This window comes from Streptomyces sp. NBC_00310 (assembly GCF_036208085.1).
Taxonomy (GTDB): Bacteria; Actinomycetota; Actinomycetes; order Streptomycetales; family Streptomycetaceae; genus Streptomyces.
On sequence record NZ_CP130714.1, the window covers coordinates 1410717 to 1430844 of the forward strand.

The 20128-nt window shown below is 71.6% G+C and carries 17 protein-coding genes; 8 read left to right on the forward strand and 9 right to left on the reverse strand.

Annotated features, from left to right (window positions below):
• The first annotated feature begins 10 nt into the window (after positions 1-10).
• From OG202_RS06210 to OG202_RS06225, 4 genes are all read left to right on the forward strand, one after another.
• Positions 11-1033, forward strand: a complete 1023-nt coding sequence (locus tag OG202_RS06210; RefSeq protein WP_328224653.1) for a zinc-dependent alcohol dehydrogenase — start codon at positions 11-13, stop codon at positions 1031-1033.
• Positions 1034-1384: 351 nt separating this feature from the next.
• On the forward strand, positions 1385-2518 hold the full coding sequence (locus OG202_RS06215; protein WP_326584758.1) for a PP2C family protein-serine/threonine phosphatase: 1134 nt from the start codon (positions 1385-1387) through the stop codon (positions 2516-2518).
• Positions 2519-2800: 282 nt separating this feature from the next.
• Complete coding sequence (locus OG202_RS06220; RefSeq protein ID WP_326584757.1) at positions 2801-6091, forward strand: discoidin domain-containing protein; 3291 nt, start codon at positions 2801-2803, stop codon at positions 6089-6091.
• Positions 6088-7584 carry a family 43 glycosylhydrolase gene (locus tag OG202_RS06225; protein WP_326584756.1) on the forward strand — a complete coding sequence of 499 codons (1497 nt, stop codon included), beginning with the start codon at positions 6088-6090 and terminating at the stop codon, positions 7582-7584. Before OG202_RS06220 ends, OG202_RS06225 begins: the two co-directional genes overlap by 4 nt.
• A 48-nt stretch (positions 7585-7632) precedes the next feature.
• On the opposite strand, the gene OG202_RS06230 is transcribed toward OG202_RS06225, so the two are convergent.
• Positions 7633-8790, reverse strand: a complete 1158-nt coding sequence (locus tag OG202_RS06230) for an aromatic acid exporter family protein (protein ID WP_326584755.1) — start codon at positions 8788-8790, stop codon at positions 7633-7635.
• Positions 8791-9142: 352 nt separating this feature from the next.
• On the opposite strand from OG202_RS06230, the gene OG202_RS06235 reads away from it, so the two are divergent.
• Both OG202_RS06235 and OG202_RS06240 read left to right on the forward strand, forming a co-directional pair.
• Positions 9143-9829 carry a GAF and ANTAR domain-containing protein gene (locus OG202_RS06235; RefSeq protein WP_326584753.1) on the forward strand — a complete coding sequence of 229 codons (687 nt, stop codon included), beginning with the start codon at positions 9143-9145 and terminating at the stop codon, positions 9827-9829.
• 365 nt (positions 9830-10194) lie between these two features.
• Entirely contained in the window at positions 10195-10365 is a 171-nt protein-coding gene (locus tag OG202_RS06240) for a hypothetical protein (RefSeq protein ID WP_326584752.1), read from the forward strand.
• A 206-nt stretch (positions 10366-10571) separates the two neighbouring features.
• Here the strand turns inward: OG202_RS06240 and OG202_RS06245 are convergent, their stop codons facing one another.
• On the reverse strand, positions 10572-11135 hold the full coding sequence (locus tag OG202_RS06245; protein WP_326584751.1) for a hemerythrin domain-containing protein: 564 nt from the start codon (positions 11133-11135) through the stop codon (positions 10572-10574).
• A gap of 560 nt (positions 11136-11695) precedes the next feature.
• Here OG202_RS06245 and OG202_RS06250 point away from each other — a divergent pair.
• Together OG202_RS06250 and OG202_RS06255 are read left to right on the forward strand one after the other, a co-directional pair.
• Positions 11696-12301 (forward strand): DUF6461 domain-containing protein, encoded by a 606-nt coding sequence (locus OG202_RS06250; RefSeq protein ID WP_326584750.1) that lies wholly within the window; start codon positions 11696-11698, stop codon positions 12299-12301.
• A gap of 118 nt (positions 12302-12419) precedes the next feature.
• Complete coding sequence (locus OG202_RS06255) at positions 12420-14114, forward strand: dolichyl-phosphate-mannose--protein mannosyltransferase (protein ID WP_326584749.1); 1695 nt, start codon at positions 12420-12422, stop codon at positions 14112-14114.
• Positions 14115-14190: 76 nt separating this feature from the next.
• Here the strand turns inward: OG202_RS06255 and OG202_RS06260 are convergent, their stop codons facing one another.
• The 7 genes from OG202_RS06260 to OG202_RS06290 form a co-directional block, all read right to left on the reverse strand.
• Positions 14191-14772, reverse strand: a complete 582-nt coding sequence (locus OG202_RS06260) for a hypothetical protein (protein ID WP_327731035.1) — start codon at positions 14770-14772, stop codon at positions 14191-14193.
• Positions 14769-16148 (reverse strand): hypothetical protein, encoded by a 1380-nt coding sequence (locus tag OG202_RS06265; RefSeq protein WP_327731034.1) that lies wholly within the window; start codon positions 16146-16148, stop codon positions 14769-14771. The genes OG202_RS06260 and OG202_RS06265 overlap by 4 nt, the downstream gene beginning before the upstream one ends.
• Entirely contained in the window at positions 16145-16978 is an 834-nt protein-coding gene (locus OG202_RS06270) for an ABC transporter ATP-binding protein (protein WP_327731033.1), read from the reverse strand. Before OG202_RS06270 ends, OG202_RS06265 begins: the two co-directional genes overlap by 4 nt.
• Positions 16975-17802, reverse strand: coding sequence for a zf-HC2 domain-containing protein (locus tag OG202_RS06275; RefSeq protein ID WP_326584745.1), 828 nt, complete (start codon positions 17800-17802; stop codon positions 16975-16977). Before OG202_RS06275 ends, OG202_RS06270 begins: the two co-directional genes overlap by 4 nt.
• Positions 17799-18359 carry an RNA polymerase sigma factor gene (locus OG202_RS06280; RefSeq protein WP_326584744.1) on the reverse strand — a complete coding sequence of 187 codons (561 nt, stop codon included), beginning with the start codon at positions 18357-18359 and terminating at the stop codon, positions 17799-17801. The genes OG202_RS06275 and OG202_RS06280 overlap by 4 nt, the downstream gene beginning before the upstream one ends.
• A 157-nt stretch (positions 18360-18516) precedes the next feature.
• Entirely contained in the window at positions 18517-19131 is a 615-nt protein-coding gene (locus OG202_RS06285) for a dihydrofolate reductase family protein (RefSeq protein WP_327731032.1), read from the reverse strand.
• A gap of 351 nt (positions 19132-19482) precedes the next feature.
• Positions 19483-19971, reverse strand: coding sequence for a DUF5709 domain-containing protein (locus OG202_RS06290; protein ID WP_327731031.1), 489 nt, complete (start codon positions 19969-19971; stop codon positions 19483-19485).
• Between the last annotated feature and the right edge of the window lie 157 nt (positions 19972-20128).

Consider the following 20128-nt stretch of genomic DNA (forward strand, 5'->3'; position numbering starts at 1 on the left):
GGTGAACCTCATGCGCGCGTTCGTCCTCACCGCCCCCGGCGCGTACGAGGTCCAGGACCTTCCGGCGCCGGTGGCCGGGCCCGGTGACGTCGTCGTCGACGTCGAGCGGGTCGGGGTGTGCGGCACGGACATGGAGTTCTTCACCGGCACGATGGCCTACCTCCACCAAGGGCACTCCGCCTACCCGATGAGGCTCGGCCACGAGTGGGCCGGGCGGGTGTCGGCGGCCGGCGACGGTGTCGACCCCGGCTGGGTCGGCCGTCGCGTCATGGGCGACACGATGCTCGGCTGCGGGGACTGCCGCCGCTGCCTCCGGGGCGACCAGCACGTGTGCGAGCGGCGCGAGGAGGTCGGCATACGCGGGGGCCGGGCCGGCGCCCTGGCCGAGCGGCTCGCCGTACCGGCCTCCTCCCTGCACGCCCTGCCCGACTCCGTGGACGCCGTGCTCGGAGCGCTCGTGGAGCCGGGCGGCAACGCTCTCCGCGCCGCGCAGGCCGCCGCGACCCGGCCGAGGGACCGCGCCCTGGTCCTGGGGCCGGGGACGATCGGAGTGCTGGTCGCGTTGTTCCTCCGCGCCGCCGGTACGGAGGTCCACCTCATGGGCCGGACCGCCGACTCCCTCGCCTTCGCACGCGGCCTGGGCTTCGCGCACACCTGGACGGAGGACTCCCTCCCGGACCTGCCCTTCGACGCTGTCGTCGACGCCACGAACGCCGCCCATCTGCCGGGCAGCGCCCTGGAGTTGGTGGAGCCGGGGGGCCGCGTCGTGTACATCGGGCTGGCCGCCGGGCCCAGTCGGATCGACACCCGCGCCCTCGTCCTCAAGGACGTCACGGCCGTCGGCATCCTCTCCGCCTCCCCCGGCCTCGACGCCACCATCCGCGCGTACGCGGCCGGCACGGTCGATCCCCGGCCGCTCGTCGCCGCCACGGTCGCCCTCGACGAGGTCGGCCCGGTGCTCGCGGGTGAACGCCCGGCCGGAGCGGGAGCCGGACCGAAGATCCACGTCACCCCTGCCCGACCGGCCCGCTGAGGACCGGCTCGGCAAACCCTCGGGAGCTCGGCTCGGCAGGCCCCCGGGAGGCCGGATCGGCAGACCCCGAGAGCTCGGCTCGGCGGACCCTCGGGGCGACCGAATCGGCGCACCCGCCGCAGCTCGGCTCGGCAAGCCCCCCGGAGGGGCCGGATCGGCGGACTTCCGGGGCGACCGAATCGGCGCACCCGCCGGAACTCGGCTCGGCAAGCCCCCCGGAGAGGCCGACGGGCAGACCCCGAGAACTCTGCTCGGCAGACCCCCCGGGGGCCCGGATCGGCGGGGCGTCTCTCGGACGTGACGGGGCCCGGCTTAACGTACGGGGAGATCACGATCTGCCCGGGAGTTCGTATGGCCGGTAGCCGCCGGAAGAGACCTGTCGAGGCCGTCGATGCCTTCGAGGCCATCGAGCCGCCGGGCAACGCCGAACTGGTCCTCGGCGTGCTGGCGGTGACGGCCCTGGTGGAGGCGCTCGGGGTGCTGTCCGGGTCCGAGGTGTGGCTCCTCGGACTGCTGGTGTTCCTGCCGGGGACGGCGTCGGCGCTGTGCACCGTCCGGCAGACGGCTTTCGTCGCCGCGTGGACCACGCTCGTCGTCACCACCACGGCGGTGGTGCGCAACGTCGACGCGGACCGATGGCTCGACCGCCTCCTGCTGGTTCTGCTCACCCTCGCCCTGGGTGTGGCCTCGGTGTACGCCTGCCACCGGCGGATCGGACGCGAGTACGAGATGCTGCGGCTGCGTTCCACGGCCGCGGCCATGCAACGGCACATCCTGCACCCCCTCCCTCTGGTCACCGACGACGTCCTGGTCAACGGCATCTACGAGCCGCTCCAGGAGGACCGGCTCGTCGGCGGCGACATCTACGACGTCGTCGCCTCGCCCTGGGGGACACGGGTGCTGATCGGAGACGTGCAGGGCAAGGGACTGGCCGCCGTGGGCGCCGCGTTCGCCGTCATCGGCGCCTTCCGCGAGGCGGCCCATCGCGAGTCCACGCTCACCGCGCTCGTCGACGCCCTGGACGCGGCCGTGGTCCGCCACAACTCCTACGCCGAGAACACCGGCGACGACGAGCGCTTCGTCACCGCCCTGGTGATCGGCATCGACGCGTTGACCGAGGAAGCACAGGCCGTCAACTGCGGGCACGTCCTGCCGCATGTGATGCACGAGGGCACGGTCACCACGCCCGCGCTGGACTCCGGCGTCCCGCTCGGTCTCGCCGAGCTGGCCCTGGAACCCACGACCGTCGACTGGTTCACGTTCCCGGACGGCGCGACGCTGCTGCTGAGCACCGACGGTCTCACCGAGATCCGGGCCGCCGACGGCACGTTCTACCCGGTCGACGAGCGCCTCGCCAAGCGCCTCGGCCTCTCCCCCACCGAGCTGCCCCGGGCCCTGTACGAGGACGCCCGCGCGTACGCGGGCGGCGGAGGCCGGCACGACGACGTCGCCGTCCTGACGGTCCGCCGCTCGCCACGTCGGTGAGCCCGGCCGCCGTGCCCGCGGACGCGCGCCCGGAAAGGAACCGAAAAGGATTTCCGGGGGCTGCGGCGGCCCTCTCGATCGCCCCGGCGCCCGGAGAGGGGACGCTCGCACTGTCCTGAACCGCTCGGTCCACGAACTCGGGCCTCTCCCAGCTCTCTTGACACTTCAACAGCCCGCTCCTACGTTGCGAAAACCTTTCAGGTCGTTTCCGCACTCCCCGGTTCACGAACGTCGGTGCCATCGCGAGCGAACGCGTGTTGTCAACGGGACAGGGAGCATCCGATGAGAAGACCGCACGTCCTCCTGGTACGACGCCGGCGCACGAGGTGTCTCCTCGCCGCCCTGGCGCTCAGCGCATGTTCCGTCGTCGCCGCTCCCCCGGCCGCCGCGGCGCAGACCATCGGGTTCCCCACCTTCGGCGGGCCCGCGATCCCCGCACCACCCGTCGCCCACACACCGGGCGACATGATGAAGGCCGTCTACGACGCGGAGAGTTCGGGAACCGACTTCTGGATGGACCGCCTGCTCGCCCGCTCCGGCAACGACCCCGCCGGGCCCTGGCTGATGAGCCGCGGCCGGGCGCTCTTCATGAAGGAGCACACCCCCTCCCAACTCGGCTTCGGTGGCAAGGTCGCCTACTGGGAGAGCGTCAACGACAGCAGCGCCTACACCGTGGCGATCACGCCGGGCACTTTCACCGAACAGGTCGCCCAGCGCCGCCAGACGCCCAGCCACTGGAAGAGCGTGCACACCAGCGGCTCGATCACGGTCGACCAGACGAAGTTCATCACCGACAACAACGTCGCCGTGACCAACCTGTCCATCAAGAACAACGGCTCCGGTTCCACGACACTTCAGCTGCGGGCGACTTCGCCGTACGCCACCTCCGGCACCGGCGGTGAGCTGACCGGGCAGGTCAACGCCTACAACAACCTCACGACGCTCCGTCCCCGGCTCACCGGCGACGGCTTCGGCGTCTCCAGCGGCGGCCTCAACCGGTCCGTGACGATCGCGGCCGGGGCCACGGTGACGGCCAAGGTCGTCATGGGCTTCGTCACCGACGAGATCCCGCAGTCGCTGACCGAGTACACCGCCTACGCGGGGTACTCGCCCGCGACCGCGTTCGCCACCCACGTCAGGGCCTACAACCTGTGGTGGGCGCAGAACGTGCCGTACATCGACGTGCCCGAACCGGCGATCAAGAAGAACATCTACTACCGCTGGTGGCTGATGCGCTTCAACAGCCTCGACGCGGACATCCCCGGGCAGACCTTCCAGTTCCCGACCTCCACCGAGGGCGTCCTCGGCTACAACAACGCGATCGCGCTGACCCAGCCGATGCACATCGACGACCTCAAGTACCTGCGCAACCCGGCCTACGCGTACGGGGACTGGCTGAGCGTCGGCCAGACCTCCAAGGGCGGCCGTTTCCTCGACAACCCGGGTGACCCGGAGAACTGGTCCAACAGCTACACCCAGTACATCGCCGAGGCGGCCTGGAAGAGCTACCAGATCCACGGCGGCCAGCCGGGTATCGCGGCCAACCTGGCCCGGTACGCGGAGGGTGACGTCAAGGGGCAGCTCGCGTACTACGACCACGACGACAACAAGCTCATCGAGTACGACTGGGGCGCCCTGACCGGCAACGACGCCGACGCCGTCTCCTTCCACTGGAAGCCCGGCAACATGGACCGCGCCGAGTCCGCCTACCAGTACAGCGGCGCGCTGGCCGCCGCCCAGGCCTACGAGGCGATCGGCAACACGGCCAAGGCCACCGAGATGCGTACGCTGGCGACGCAGATCAAGGACGCGATCGTCAACGTGCTCTGGAACCCCAACAGGCAGCTGTTCGAGCACCGGTTGAAGTCGACGAACGAGTGGGTGCCCTGGAAGGAGATCAACAACTACTACCCGTTCTCCGTCGGCGCCGTCCCCAACACCGCGACGTACCGGCAGGCCCTGCGGCTCTACGACGACCCGGCCCAGTATCCGATCTTCCCCTTCTACACGGCCAACCAGGTCGACAAGCAGGCCGCGGCCGACGCCGGGGAGCCGGGCTCCAACAACTTCTCCACCATCAACTCGACCGTGCAGTTCCGGCTGTACTCATCGGTGTTGCGCAACTACCCCAACTCCTGGATGAACGCGACCGACTACAAGAAGCTCCTCTACTGGAACACCTGGGCGCAGTACGTCGGCGGCAACACCCAGTGGCCCGACGCCAACGAGTTCTGGGCGGACTGGAACGGCAGCTCGATCGACTACCGCTCGTGGATCCACCACAACATCCTCGGCAGCAGCAACTGGACCGTCATCGAGGACGTGGCCGGGCTGCGGCCCCGCAACGACGCCAAGGTCGAGCTCTCCCCGATCGACATCGGCTGGAGCCACTTCACCGTCAACAACCTCCGCTACCGGGGCGCAGACCTGTCCGTCGTCTGGGACGACCCCGCCGACGGGGTGGTGCGCTACCCGGGCATCCCGGAGGGCTACTCGGTCTACGTCGACGGCGACCGGGTCGCCACCGTCAGCTCGCTGGTGCCCCTGACCTGGGACCCGGCCACGGGTGACGTCACCACGAACGGCACGGTCACCCACCACACCGCCAAGTCCGGGCTGAAGGCCCCCCACCAGGTCGTCCAGGACAGCCCGCAGATGGTCGACATGCTCGCCAAGGCCGGCGTCGACCTGACCGCCGACCTCACCAACCTCGCCGCCGGCGCGACCGCGTCCGCCTCCCACACCGGGTCCGGCGGCAACGTCTCCGGAGCGGTCGACGGCTACCCCACCAACGAACCGTTCTGGGGCGCGGGCGGCTCCGCCAACAGCCAGGACTGGTACGAGCTGAACTTCGGCACCACGCGCACGCTCAACGAGGTCCGGCTGCACTTCAAGGACAGCCGCCCGGCGAACAGCACCTACCGGGCGCCCTCCGCGTACACCATCCAGTACCACAACGGCAGTTCCTGGGTGAACGTCCCCGACCAGACGAAGAGTCCGGCGGCGCCACGGGCCAACTACAACCAGGTGCGGTTCCCGGCGGTCAGCGCCCAGCGCATCCGGGTCCTGGCCACCCACGCCTCCGGCGCGAAGACGGGCCTCACGGAGGTCAAGGTGTTCAACCGGGGTGGCGTCCAGCCGCCGGGCAACCTGGCGACGTCGGCCACGGCGTCGGCGTCGTACACCTCCTCCTGGGAGAGTGTCACCGCCGTCAACGACGGGATCGATCCGCCGTCGTCCGACGACACCGTGAACCCGCGCTGGGGCACGTGGCCGGAGACGGGCCAGCAGTGGGCCGAGCTGACCTGGCCGTCCGCAAAGACCCTGAACAAGGCCGAGGTGTACTTCTTCGACGACGACCAGGGCATCGACATGCCCGCCTCGTGGAAGCTCCAGTACTGGAACGGTGGCGCGTACGTGGATGTGCCGGGCGCCGGGACCTACCCGCTGGCCAAGAACCAGTACAACACCGTCTCCTTCAACGCCACGAGCACCACACGACTGCGTGTGCTGCTCACCGGCAACGGCACGAACTCCGTCGGACTCCTCGAAGCAAAGGTGTACGGACCGTGACTCGTCCCAGAATCCTGTCGGCGTTCTTCGCGTCGGTCACCATGGCGGTCGCCTTCCTGGTGGCACCGCAACCCGCTGCCGCCGCCGTCTCCTTCACCTCCACGGGGGTCAACCAGAACGGCGGCAACTGCCTTGATCTTCCCGGCGGTTCGACCACCAACGGCGCACAGCTCCGCGCCTTCGCCTGCGGCGGCGGGGCCAACCAGAGTCTGGGTTTCACACCGGTCTCGGGGACGACCGACACCTACACGATCACCACCCGGTCCGGGCAGTGCGTCGACGTGTACGGCGCCTCGACCGCGGACAACGCCGCGGTCATCCAGTGGCCCTGCCACGGCGCGACCAACCAGCAGTGGCGGATCGCGCCGGTGTCGGTCGCCGGCACCGACAAGACCTTCAACCTGGTCTCCGTCGGCTCGGGCAAGTGTGTCGCGCCGAGCGGGGGTTCGTCGGCCTCGAACACCAACCTGGTGCAGCTGCCGTGCGCCACCGCGAACGGCAGGGTGTGGCGGCTGCCCGGCTTCACCGGCGGCGGCACGGCCCCGAGGACGTTCACCAACCCGCTGGCCCAGCGCGGCCCCGACCCGTGGCTGACGTACCACGACGGCTTCTACTACCTCGCCACCACGACATGGAACTCGACGGTCACCATGCGCAGGTCGAGCACCCTCGCGGGACTCGCCACGGCCAACGAACAGGTGATCTTCAACCTGACCCGGCCCAACGGGGCGGGCACGATGTGGGCCCCGGAGTTCCATCTCCTGGACGGCCCCAACGGGAAGCGCTGGTACTTCTACTACACGGCCGGCCGGGAGCCGTTCGACCTGGGCACCCAGCGGATCCACGTCCTGGAGAGCGCCGGCCTGGACCCGATGGGCCCCTACAGCTTCAAGGCCGACCTGCTCGACCCGACCCAGGACAACACCTGGGAGCTGGATCCCGGCATCCTGCAACTCGACGGCAGCCTCTACCTCCTGGGTACGTACTACAACGGCTCGCAGCCCATGTTCATCCGCCCGCTGTCGAACCCGTGGACCGCGAGCGGCACCCGCCGTGTGCTGTCCACGCCGACCTACAGCTGGGAGACGGTGGGCGGCGCGGTCAACGAGGGCGCCGAAGTCCTGCAACGGGGCGGCAAGACCTTCATCGTCTACTCCGCCAGCCACTGTTCCACGCCCGACTACAAGCTCGGGATGCTCACGTACAACGGCGGCGACCCGCTCAACTCGTCCTCCTGGGTCAAGTCCCCGAACCCGGTCTTCCAGCGGTCCAACGCCAACGGTGTCTACGGCCCCGGTCACAACGGCTTCTTCAAGTCGCCCGACGGGACCGAGGACTGGATGGTCTACCACGCCAACAGCTCCGCCTCCGGAGGCTGCGACATGAACCGATCGACCAGAGCGCAGAAGTTCACCTGGAACGCGGACGGCACCCCAGACTTCGGCACTCCGGTACCCCTCGGCGTCACCTTGACCGCACCGTCGGGCGAGTAACCGGCCACCGGGACCGGCCGCGCCGCCGCCCTGTGAGCGGCCGGAGTGTCAGTCCTGGACGAGCTGATCGGCCAGGCGATGGGCCTGCGCCAGCAGCGTGCCGTAGGTCACCAGGGCGTCGGGGTCGTCGGCGACCGCGCCCGGCAGCCGCCGGCGGAATGCGTCGAGGGAGCGGTGGAGTTCTCCGACGGCCTCGCGAAGCTCTTCCGCGGCCGAGTCGTCGTGGCCGCTCGGGGCGAATCGGGTCCGGCCGTAGAGCCGGACGGCCTGGGCGGTGCGGCGCAGGAAGTCCGCGTAGGGGCGGGCGATCGCCTCGGCCGGTCGTGCCGCCTTACGGCCGTGGTCCGCGGTCTCCCACACCGTCCGCGTCACGCCCGAGGTGTGGACGGCTACGTAGTCGAGTACGGCCAGCGCGTCTGCGTACGCCTTGCCGGGCGGGGCGGTGGCATGCCTGCGTCGTCCCCTGGGGTTGACGCGCATGCTCTCCCGGCTCCAGCCGATCGCCGACCGGGCCTGGTCGACCAGACGGCCCAGCCGCAGCGCGCGCTCGTGCCACTCCCCCGCCTGATGCCCGTCCCACTCGCCGGCGGCCAGCCCGTCCGCCACCGCGTCCAGGATCTCCTCGGCCTCGATGGCGGCGTCCTGCAGCGCCGCGCGGGTGTCGCGCAGGTACACAGGGGGCCGGATCAGCGCGTTGACGACGACGCCCACCACGGCACCGAACACGGCCTCCGCGATCCGGGCGCCCGACGCGGCGACGGTGACCTGGCCGCCGGTCAGCACGAACAGCGCGCCGGTGGCGGCGTAGACCCCCTGGCTCCCCAGCCGCTGCCACTGGCCCAGCAGCAGCACCGTCGGCAGGACCAGGGCCATCGTGACCATCGTGCTGTCCAGCACCAGCGCCGCCCCGGTGGCCACCACCGTGCCCACCGCGATCGCCGCGAGCTGCTGAAGGCCGTGCGCGAGCGACCGGTACACCGTCGACTCCACCAGGACGACCGCCACCCAGGGCGCCACGAACGCCATCGGCGCGGCGAGCCACCAGCCCGCCACCGCCCACGCCACCCAGGCGGCCAGCGCCGCCTTGCCGGCCTGCGCCACCAGGTCCCGCTCACGGCCCGGCCCCGCCCACGCCAACCGCACCGTCTCCACGGCGGCCGCACCGCGCCGCCGCACCTCCCGCACCACCCTGCCGGTCCACTCCATGACACACCAAGTGCCACGTCGTCGGCGAGACGCACCCGCCGACCGCGAATTCACGACGGAAGCACCTCGATGCGACGCAGCTCGACGGACTCGACGGACTCGACGGACTCGACGGACTCGACGGACTCGACGGACCACGATCGCACGGTGGCCGGACCTTCCACGGTGATCGACGTGGTGGGCCACCCGGTGACGCAGCACGCGGCCGCGGCACGCGGCCCGTACGACGCGACGGCGGTGGCGTAATCGGCCGCGGCCCCGGGAAGGCGGCTGTCGTAGCCGCGTCTCCACGGGGCGCGCGTGCAAGGCTGGGTAGGAGGGCTGTCCGGGACGAGCGTGAGCGGAGGACGGGGTGGACTGGGACCGGTTCGCACAGCAGATGGCGTCCATGGCTCGCGATCTGCTGGCGCAGCACTCGGTCGATGCCACGCTGGAGCGGATCACCAGCTCGGCCACCGAGCTGGTGGAAGGCTGTGACGCGGCCGGCATCCTCGTGCTGAACGGCACGACGGTGAAGACACTCGCCCCCACCGACCCCTTGGTCCTCGACAGCGACCGGCTGCAGGAACGGCTACGGGAGGGGCCCTGCTTCGACGCCGCGCTCAGCTCGGACGGAGAACGGGTCTTCCGCATCGCCGACCTCACCGAGGAGCCCCCGCGCTGGCCCGCCTACGCCCCACGGGCGCACCGTCTCGGCGTGGGCAGCATGATGGGCTTCCTGCTGTTCACCGAGGACGAAGATCTCGGCGCCCTGAACCTCTACTCGCGCAAGCCCGGCGCTTTCACCGAGGTCAGCGAGCTGGCCGGCTGGCTGCTGGCCTCGCACGCGGCGGTCGCCTTCTCCAGTGCCCGCACCCACGCCCAGATGGAGCAGGCCGTCGCCACCCGCCATGCGATCGGCGAGGCCATGGGCATCCTCATGGGCAGCCATCACCTGACCGAGGGGGAGGCCTTCGACGTGCTGCGCCGCTTCTCGCAGGAGAACAACATCAAGCTCCGTGAGGTCGCCCGCCGGGTCTGCGAGCAGGGCAGCCTCTGACGGTTGCGTTGGGGGACGGCTCCTCCGGCACGTTGTCAGAACCAGAGAAGCCTGGCCGGGCCGACCCCCAGGGGAACGCCGCCGAATCCGGCCTGCCCACCAAGTCCCCCCGACTGGCCTCCCCACACCTCGGAAACCCCCGCCGACATCAGCTTGACGATCCCCGGCCGGCGCGGACCCAGGGGCACCTGGGCCCCGGGGGCCGGGCCCCGACCGTCCGAGGGAGCGGCTTGCGACGCGAGTGGCGGCAGCGGTTTGGGCTGCGGCGCGCTGGGCACCCGGTGGGGCGCATACGAAGCAGCGGTGCCGTGACAGCCCGTCCCCGGGCTACGGCCGGCCCCGGACCGGAAAGTGGATGAGACACCGTGAGCACGCACTCCGTCGAGAAGCTCGTCGTCCGCGAGAGCGGCTGGGCCAAGGCCCGCCGTCGGCGCGGGAAGGGTGTGCGCATGTGCCTTCCCGCCCTCCCGGACCGGGACGGACCCCGTATGACGGGGGCCGAGACGGACTCGAACATCGTCAGGGGTGACGACTGACGACTGACCCGCTCGTCCGCGGACGACGCGGGCGAGCGGGGCGAGGCACGGCGATGGGCCGGCAGAGACAGACGGAACTGTCTCTGCCGGCCCATCGCCATCCGGTACGGAACCCGGTCCTGCTGGTACGGAGAACCGTCCGGTACGGGTGTCGGTCACGGGGAACGGTTACTCGGCTCGCTCACGGGTCCAGTCGTCCACGGGTCTCAGTCGTCCTTGCCCCGGCCGGTCAGCGCGTCGCGCATGCGGTCGACGAGGCCCATGCCGGGGGCGAGCAGCTTGTTGGCCGGCGGGGTGTCCGGGGCCGCCGGGTGGGGCCGGGTCGGTGCCGTCTTCTTGGCCGTGCGGACCTTCTCGCCGAGACTGTTCAGGACGTCCGCCGAACAGGACGCGCGCAGCCGGGGGAAGAGGTTGCTCTCCTCGTCCTGGATGTGCGACCTGATCTCGGTCATCAGCTGGGTGATCAGCAGGTCGAAGTCCGGGTGGTCGGCCTCGCACCCCTCCAGGGCCTTCATGGTGCGCTCGGCCTCGGCGTGGTCCTCCAGCTCCCGGTCGGCGATCTCGTCCCCGTCCGGGATGTGCTCGCGGACTGCCGGGTAGAGGTACGCCTCCTCGGCGACCGAGTGACGCACGAGTTCGATGGTGACCTTGTCCGCGTACTTCTTGCGCTGGGGGTCCCCGGAGGGCAGCGCCTCGAGCTGGCCGAACATCTCCTCCACTTCCCCGTGGTCCGTGGTCAGTTCGGCGATGACGTCTCCGCCGTGGCCCATGTCCCGCTCCTCTCCTGAGTGAAACGCATCCGCATCCGCATCCGCATCCGCTGTCGCATCCGTACCCGTCGGCCCCGTCGGCCTTTCGGCGCGACCCCGAGTACCCGCGAACGGCCCAGCCACGCGGCTGCCCCGGGGCCGCCCGACGATCCGCTCGACCTGGGGCTGAGGGGGCACCGGAGCCCGCCCCTGGTTCCTCCGCCGCCGGATCGGGGCCGAGGACCGGCGAGCAGCGATGACCCGATGCGGCGCGACCCGATGCCGCCCGACCCGATGCCGCGCGGCCCGATGCGGCGCGGCCCGATGCGGCGCGACGAGGAGTCACCGGCGACCGCGGCAGGACCGCGGCAGAGGAGCCGCCCGAGGCCGCACCCGGCGGCCCTTCCTGGCCGTCCTCGGCCCCGGTGCGGCCGGCCGCCCGCTCGGTGGGGACATGCTGCACCTCGGCGTAGAGGGAGCGGTCCACCGGCCTGGCACCGACCTGCGGGATCACACCGCCCCGAGCTGATCGGGCGTGTGCCCCTTACGATCTCCGAAAGCGAACGTGCGGGGGTGCGGGAGTGAGCGGGTTGCCATCCGATTCCTGGCGCTGGGTCGGCGGTGAGGCGTGGTGCGTGACGTTCACCCACGGCATCTCGCCGGAAGAGGTCCTGGAACGGTACGGAGCAGATCCGGCCCATGCCGAGCTGTTCGACCTGGAGGAAGCGCGCGACTTCCTCCACGACGGCACCGCACTCGACGTCAGCAGGTCGGCCCTGCGCGTGGGTTCACTCGGTGACTGGTCCTTCTGCTACGAGGAGGGATCGGGCGTCGACGGGGCGATGCCCGAAGTGCTGTCCGTCCTCTCCCGGGGCACGGAGACTTTCTCCGTCGTCCTGGGCGGGACCGGCATGAACATCTTCGAGCACTGGTCCGACCGGCAGTGCACCGAGTTGTTCGAGCCGGGAGAGCCGGTCAGCAGGACGCTGTCGACGCGCCGCTGGTGGGACGCCGTACAGGCACGTCTGGAAGCGGCCGGTGCGGACCACCCCGGGCTCGGCCCCGTCATCGAGGTGATCGTCGCGTACATGGGTGTCGCGCTCGACGACAGCACCGTCGAGGGCCCCTTGCTCACCGTGCTGATGGAGGACGTCGAGGAACCCGGCCCTCGGCAGCGCTCCGGGTGAGCGGCACGCACACGTTCGTCGTCGGCGAGCCCCTGCTAGCCTCCGGGCGCGCCCCGACCCCCGCGGACCGACCACCGGCACCGCACAGCCCGTACTCTCGAAGGACTCTTTCACCGCGATGCTCCACGGCCCCCGTCCGACGACGGCGCCCACCGACTGGACCGACCGTCTGCGCGGGTTCGGGTACACCGCACGCCCCCGGAGTGACATCCGCGAACGCCTGGTCCCGCCCTTCCCGGAGCCGGCGACGCGGTTCTGGGAACGCCTGGGGCTCGGGCCGGTGTCGGCGTACCGCGTCGCGAGGGCCATGGGCTGGCTGGGACCGCTGCTCGTCGCCCTGTTGGCCGGAGCGATTCGCTTCTGGCGCCTCGGGCAGCCGCACGAACTCGCCTTCGACGAGACCTACTACGCCAAGGACGCCTGGTCCCTGCTGCGGTTGGGCTACGAGGGCACCTGGCCGGACCGCAAGGTCGCCGACCCGCAGGTCCTGGGCGACCCCCAGGTGATCCCGCTCTCCGACACCGGGAGCTTCGTCGCGCACCCGCCCACGGGCAAGTGGGTGATCGCCGTCGGTGAGTGGATGTTCGGTCTCGAACCGTTCGGCTGGCGCTTCATGACGGCCGTCCTGGGCACGCTGTCGGTGCTGATGCTGTGCCGCGTCGGACGCCGTCTGTTCCGTTCGACGTTCCTGGGCTGTCTGGCCGGCGCGCTGATGGCGGTGGACGGCCTGCACTACGTGATGAGCCGCACCGCGCTGCTGGACCTGGTCGTCATGTTCTTCGTCCTGGCCGCCTTCGGATGCCTGCTGATCGACCGGGACCATGCGCGGGCCCGGCTCGCCGCGGCGTTGCCGGTGGGCGTGGACGGGCACGTCGGCCCGGACCGGGACACCGGTGACCGTGCGGGGACGGGATGGCGGCCATGGCGGCTCGCGGCTGGCCTCTGCCTGGGTCTGGCCGCCTCGACCAAGTGGAACGGCCTGTACTTCCTGGCCTTCTTCATGGTCCTGACCGTGCTGTGGGACGTCGGCGCCCGCCGCGTCGCGGGGGCACGCCGACCGTACCGGGCGGTGCTGCGCAAGGATCTCGGCCCGTCGGTGCTGTCCCTCGTCCCGGTCGCCGTGGTGACCTATGTGACGACGTGGACCGGCTGGTTCCTGTCCGACGACGGCTACGGGCGGCACTGGGCGGACGGCCGCGGCGGCACCTGGTCGTGGATCCCGGCACCGCTCCGCAGCCTGTGGCACTACGAGTACGGTGTCTACCGGTTCAACGTGGAACTGGACGCGTTCCACAAGTACGAGTCCAACCCGTGGAGTTGGCTGGTCCTCGGCCGTCCCGTGCTGTTCTCCTACCAGTCGCCCGAACCCGGGGAGGCAGGCTGCCACGCGATCACCGGCTGCTCGCAGGCGATCCTCGCCCTGGGCACGCCGATGCTGTGGTGGTCGGCGTGCTGCGCCCTGGTGTATCTGCTCTTCCGGTGGGCCCTGCGCCGCGACTGGCGCGCGGGCGCCCTGCTGTGTGCCGTGGGCGCGGGGTATCTGCCGTGGTTCCTGTACCAGGACCGCACGATCTTCGCCTTCTACGCCGTCGTGTTCGTGCCGTATCTGTGCCTGGCCGTGGCGATGACGCTCGGTGCGCTGCTGGGACCGCCGGGCGCGCGTGCCGAACGCCGCCATCGGGGAGCGGTGGCGGCGGGCACGCTCGTCCTGCTCATCGCCTGGAACTTCATCTACTTCTTCCCGATCTACACGGGGCAGACGATCCCGTATCCCGACTGGCACATCCGCATGTGGCTCGACACCTGGATATGAAGCCGCCATGGACGATCTTGTGACGGAACGGCTCGCGCTTCGACCTTCTCGGACCCGCTCCTACCGTCTCGGGCCGCTACCGCCTCGGGCCGGCGAGGGCGTAGGCCGTGGTGCCGGTGACCGCGAGGGTCAGGGCCGTCCAGGTGGCCGTCGTCGTGCCGGGCGGCAGCAGCATCCAGTTCGCCACCTGCATCGGCACACTCGTCGAAGGCGGGGCGAAGACCGAGAACGACAGCCAGGCGATCGGCAGGGTCCACGCGTACTGCGCCCCGCACACCACCGCTCCGACGGCGGCGAGGCCCATCAGCCCCGCGCTGTCGCGGACGACGAACGCGGTGGCTGCCAGGTCCTCCCCGCCCATCGTCTGTACCGCGAGGAGCACGGCACAGACGACCATGCCGATGAGCAGCACATGTGCCGCTCTGCGGGGCCTCCAGCGGATCGCGGCCGTGCGGTCCAGCGCGAGGTCCTGCCCACCGAGCCCGGTCGAGGCCGCCGTCACCCCCGCGACCAGGACGAACACGGGCAGCTTCGGATCGGCCGGCCCCCCGCCGCCGTCCCGGGCGACGAGTGCCCACACCGCCACCGTGCCGATCACCACGGCGGCGAGCGACGCGGGCACCTGCCGGGAGCGGGCGTACAGCGTCAGCCATCTCACCGGGACGTACCGCCGTCCAGGACGTCGAGCGGGTCGCCTTCGCAGGAGACGGCGGCGGTGTGCGCCGACTTGACGCGTGCGACCTGTTCGGACCAGGGCAGCGCCTTGAGTTCCGTCAACACCGGGCGGGCCGCGGCGAGTTGGTCGCTCGACGCGTGCATGGCCCCGTTGAACGGCCTGAGGTCACCGAGGACCCAGCCCGCCGCCACGCTCTGCGCGGCGATCTCGCCGAGCGTGCCGCTCTCGTTGGCGCTGCGGGCGGAGCAGAGCGGCACCATGCCCTGTGCGAGCAGGACCCGGGTCAGTTCCTCGCCCTTCGCGTCGGCGATCACGAAGTCGTCGAAGTCGACGAGCACGGACGTGCGGGACCGATCCGGCGGGTCGAAGATCCCCCGTGGGGCGGTGCTCTCCCGGACGGACGTCGGTGCCTCGCCGCCGAGGACGCCCCGCAGGAGGCGGAGCGCCTTCTTGCCGGGACCCGCGAGGCCGGCGAGGCGGTCCTGGTGCGCCATCGCCACGCACACCGGGCCGTCGCACACCTGGGCCGCGGCGGCCTCGTCGACGACGTACGCCCGGCGCGGGTCCGAGGGGAAGAGGAGCAGGGCGACGGCCGCGCACGCCAGGACGGGTGCCAGGGCGAGCAGGCGAGCGCGCGGGGTCGCGGCGGCCAGCAGCGCGAAGCCGGTCGCGGCCATGCCGAACAGCCAGACCGTCTGGCCCAGATGCACGGGGGCGGAGAGCGTGAGGAACACGTCGCGTACCTCGTCCACCGGCGGTGACAGCAGCGCGACCCGGGTCGGCGCCGTGGTCGTCGGTATCCCCGAGCCCGTCGACAGCCGCAGGAGGTTGACGAACACGAAGGCGGCCACGGCCAGCGCGGGCGGGGTCAGCGGGGAGGGGAGGCTGCGCCCGAGCCCCATGCCGAGGACGGCCCCCGCGACGAGGGCGAGTGTGCCGACGAGCGAGATCGGCAGCCAGCCGAGGTGCGTGTACTCGGTGGCGCCGAGCACCTGGACCGCGCCCAGGAGGACGAGGAGCGCGAAGGCCGAGGCCAGCGTGATCGCCGTCGCGCCCGCGGTCGTGGCGGCGCGGTGCCGGGCGGGTCGTGGTGTGCTTGTCAGCAGCTCGGACATCCGCGAACGGTGGTCGCGCAGCCCCTGGAGCGCCCCGAGCGCCATGGCGAGCGGCCACAGGAAGACCAGCAGGAAGCGGGTCCACAGGGCCATGGACGTCCACTGGGTCGTCCACAGCGCGGTGCCCTTCCACCATGGTCCGCTCAGCAGGTAGAGGAACGCGAGGGAGACGGTCAGCGTCACGGCGCCGGCCCACGGGGCGACGGAACGCCTCAACTCGATACGCAGGACACGGACGTTCACCAGGTCCCCCTTGCCTGTTCGGGGTCGAGCAGCAGCGCCGAGTAGCCGCGCTCCAGCGGGCTGTCGCCCACGTGTTCGGGTCCGCCCGCCGCGGCCAGTTCGTCCGGGGTGCCCTGGAAGACCAGCCGGCCCTCGGCGAAGAGCACCACATCGGTGCAGGCGGCGGCGACGTCCTCCACCAGATGGGTCGAGACGACGACGCAGGTGTCCGTGCCCAGCTCCTGCAACAGCTCCCGGAAGCGGAGCCGTTGGGCCGGGTCCAGGCCGACCGTCGGCTCGTCGAGAAGCAGGATCGCCGGGTCGTTGACGATGGCCTGGGCGATGCCGACGCGCCGCACCATGCCGCCCGACAGGGATTTCATCCTGTCGTCGGCGCGGTCCGCGAGGCCGACCCGCTCGACCGCCCGCTGCACCGCCGCCGGAATGTCCGCCTTGGGGACCTCCTTCAGCCACGCCATGTACTCGACGAACTCGCGCACCGTGAAGCGCTTGTAGTAGCCGAACTCCTGGGGCAGGTAGCCGATCCGGCGGCGCAGCGCCCGGTGTTCGCCCAGGCCGCCCGCCGACTCGCCGAGCAGTTCCAGGGTGCCCTCGGCGGGGCGCAGCACGGTGGCCAGCGCCCGGATGAGGGTGGTCTTGCCGGCCCCGTTGGGTCCGAGCAGGCCGTGCACGCCGGTGCCCAACGACAGGTCCAGCCCGTCGACGGCCATCCGTTTCCGGCCGACCCTGACCTTCAGCCCCGTGGCCCGTATCTCCCAGGCGTAGGGCGTCGGCGCGAGGTCGGCCGCGCTCACCGCGGACATCACGTGGTGTTCCTTCCGGTTGGTCATCGATGGGCTCCCAGCACGGCGTACGCGCCCCTGCGGGCGATCACGACACCGATGCCGAGGGTGAGGATCAGCCCCCAGACGGGCAGGCCGTCCGTCCGCAGGGCGAAGGGCGTATGGCTGGTGGCCAGGGTCGGCGCCACGACCACGGCGGCCCACACCACGACCAGCGCGACGGCGGCACGGGTCACGCCGACGACTCCGCCGAGCGCCAGGGTGGTCGAGGTGAAGGCCAGACAGGGCAGCAGCCACTGCGCGGTCGTCACCCCCGTCACCCATCCGCCCGCCAGCAGCGCGGGCACGACGACGGCGAGCACGGACGCGGTGCGCCGCAGCACCAGGGGGAGCCCGGCTCTGGGCACGGAGGCCGTCAGCTCGTACGCCGGGTCCAGGCCGCGCGACCACGACGCCGCGACGCCGAGCACGGGCAGGACGGGGGCGAGGAGCAGCACCAGCGACACCTGGCCGGAGCCGTACCCCGTGCCGCTGTCGGCCAGGTCGAGCAGCAGCGCGAGCAGGGTCACGCTCATGACCATGGCCAGCCAGGGCGCCATCGTGGGCGTCAGCCACCTCGACAACCGTGCCGACCAGCGTCGGCGGCGGGGCATCGTGGGGGTGGCGGCCAGCCGGGGTTCGAGGTCGGACCAGACGGTGGCGACCAGTGCCGCCACGGCGGGCGCCGTCGCGGTGGCGGCCGACAGCCTGTCCCGGCAGACCGGGCACCCCTCCAGGTGGGCCTCCAGGGCCCACACCTCGTCGGCGGCGATGTCCGTGTCGCCGCGCGCGTATCCGTCGATGAGCCGCGTCGACGCGTGTTCCACGCTCATGCCAGGGCCCTCCGCATCTCGGTCCGGGCCCGGCGGGCGCGGGTCTTGACCGTGCCCTCGGGCACGCCGAGCAGGACCGAGGTCTCCCGGACGGACAGTCCGTCGAGCACCATGGCCTGCAGTACTTGTCTGAGTTCGGGCGCGAGGCGCCGCAGCGCGTCCCCGACGTCACCGCCGACGCTCGACGCGAGTGCCTCGTCCTCGGCGGCGGGTGCCATGGGCTGCGCGGCAGCCGCGGGCGGCGGCTCCGCGTGGTGGGCCCTGCGGCGGAACGCGTCGACGAGACGGCGTGCCGCGATCGTCCAGAGCCAGCCGACGGCGGTCCCGCCGACCGCGGCCCCGGCGAACGCGCCCGCGGCGCGCCACACCGCCAGATACGTCTCCTGCATGACCTCGGCGACGATCTGCTCGTCGGCGCAGCGGCGCCGCAACCGCACCGCCAGCCATGGCGCGGTGCGCCGGTACAGCTCTTCGAACGCCGCGCGGTCGCCCCTCGCCACCAGCCGGACGAGGCGCTCCTCGTCCGGCTCGTCGGGTGCTTTCCTGACTGATCTCACACCCGCTAGACGCGGGGCCCGGGCGGTGGGTTTTCCATCGGGAGTGATCCCCGTCACAGTCGGGGGGTGTGGGGGATGTGGGGGGTGTAGGGGATGCGGGGAGTGTGCGGAGCGTCAGCCGGCCGGCTCCGCGTCGGTCACGGTTCGTTCGAACCGTTCACCTCGCGAAGCGGTACTTCAGGTGGGTGGCGAGAGGGGTGTGGACCACCCTGATCGGTTCGAGGTCGCGCCGCCCCGCACCCGGCTCGTCGAAGAGCCTCAGCCCCGCGCCGAGGAGCGCGGGAACGACGTGCAGTTGCAGCTCGTCGACGAGCCCTTCCCGGAGGTACTGCCGCACCGTGTTCGCCCCGCCCGCGATGTCGACGTTCCGGTCCCCGGCCGCGGCCTTCGCCCGGTCCAGGGCGCTGTGGATGCCGTCGGTGACGAACGTGAAGGTGGTGCCGCCCTCCTTGACCAGGGTGGGCCGGGGGCGGTGGGTGAGCACGAAGACCGGGGCCCGGAACGGCGGGTTGTCGCCCCAGAACTCCTCGCCCGTGTCGTACATCATCCGGCCCATGACCACCGCTCCGGTGGCGTCGAACCACTCGCGCATCAGCTCGGAGTCGCGGTTCTCCTCCCCGCCGGTCATGCCCTGGCGCTCCCGCCAGCTCGCCAGCCCGTGGATCCACTCGAACAGCGGCTCGGCGCCGTCGCCTCCCGGGTTGTCGAGCGAGACGTCGGTGCCGGCGATGTAGCCGTCGAGGGAGATGGCCATATCCGCGGTCACGGTCACGATGGGTGCTCCTGAGGTCTGGGATGTACTGCCTGCACCCTCACGTCGATCGGGGACCGCCGCATTCGACAACGCCGGAGCATCCGGATGAACGGCATGGAGGCCGAGACGCCCGGCTGCTTCGCGCCGGCGCGAAGCGACCACGCCGCCCGCCGCCGCCCGGTCTGCGGAAGGCGGCGGACCAGCGGGAGGCCCGGGAGGCGGCGGACGGTCGAGGCGCGGCCAGGCCCGTCACCGTGCCGACGGCGGCCGTGCGGGCCACCGCGGCGGCCGTAAGGGAACCGGTGGCCGACCGACCACGCGGCCGGCCGCCTCCGTGCGGTGCGGCGTGGTGCGACCTGCTGGGGCGTGTCAGGTCTCCCGCTCGTCCGGCGAGGGGAGTCGGTCGTCGGGGACGACGTGCATCGCCGCCTCCTCCGCGCCCGCCGCTCCACCGTCGATGCCCTCGTCCTCGGCGACGAGTTCCTTGGTGGTGTCCGTGCGCGCGCCCTCGTCCGGCGCGACCAGGCGACCGGCGCGGTCCCAGCCGGCCTCCGGGTCGAGTGGTTCGCCCTCGCCGCCCGGCAGGTCGCCGATACCGTCCCCGGCCGGCACGTCCACGTCGGGGACCTCCTGACGCAGCCTGTCGTCCAGGGACTCCCCCTCGTGCTGCTCGGCCGCCGTGGTGCCGCTCTTGGTGACACCCAGCGGCTTCTCCGGCGGCGAGTAGCCCTCGTCCAGCATGTCGTCGTAGGTGCGCTCGTCGACCGCGTCCTGGAGATCCAGCGGGGCGGCGTCCTCCTGCTCCTCGTTGCCGCCCGTGGGCTGATAGGCGTCGTCCGCCATGTTCTCGTCAGTCATGATCGCCTCCGGAGACCGTTGGCTCGTTCCTGCCTCCGTGCGGAGTACCGAGTTCCGCCGGATGTAACACCTCGGTGCCGCGACCGTCCCCATCGTCGCGCCGGTCGGCACGACCGGCGGGCATCGGCACCACGGCGCACGCCCTCGCGCGCGCAGG

What these genes read in the sequence shown, in the direction of transcription:
- OG202_RS06275 (WP_326584745.1), bottom strand. Translation starts at nt 17,802, where the DNA reads ATGAGCGTGGAACACGCGTCGACGCGGCTCATCGACGGATACGCGCGC.
- OG202_RS06270 (WP_327731033.1), bottom strand. Translation starts at nt 16,978, where the DNA reads ATGACCAACCGGAAGGAACACCACGTGATGTCCGCGGTGAGCGCGGCC.
- OG202_RS06220 (WP_326584757.1), top strand. Translation starts at nt 2,801, where the DNA reads ATGAGAAGACCGCACGTCCTCCTGGTACGACGCCGGCGCACGAGGTGT.
- OG202_RS06230 (WP_326584755.1), bottom strand. Translation starts at nt 8,790, where the DNA reads ATGGAGTGGACCGGCAGGGTGGTGCGGGAGGTGCGGCGGCGCGGTGCG.
- OG202_RS06245 (WP_326584751.1), bottom strand. Translation starts at nt 11,135, where the DNA reads ATGGGCCACGGCGGAGACGTCATCGCCGAACTGACCACGGACCACGGG.
- OG202_RS06290 (WP_327731031.1), bottom strand. Translation starts at nt 19,971, where the DNA reads ATGACTGACGAGAACATGGCGGACGACGCCTATCAGCCCACGGGCGGC.
- OG202_RS06210 (WP_328224653.1), top strand. Translation starts at nt 11, where the DNA reads ATGCGCGCGTTCGTCCTCACCGCCCCCGGCGCGTACGAGGTCCAGGAC.
- OG202_RS06255 (WP_326584749.1), top strand. Translation starts at nt 12,420, where the DNA reads ATGCTCCACGGCCCCCGTCCGACGACGGCGCCCACCGACTGGACCGAC.
- OG202_RS06215 (WP_326584758.1), top strand. Translation starts at nt 1,385, where the DNA reads ATGGCCGGTAGCCGCCGGAAGAGACCTGTCGAGGCCGTCGATGCCTTC.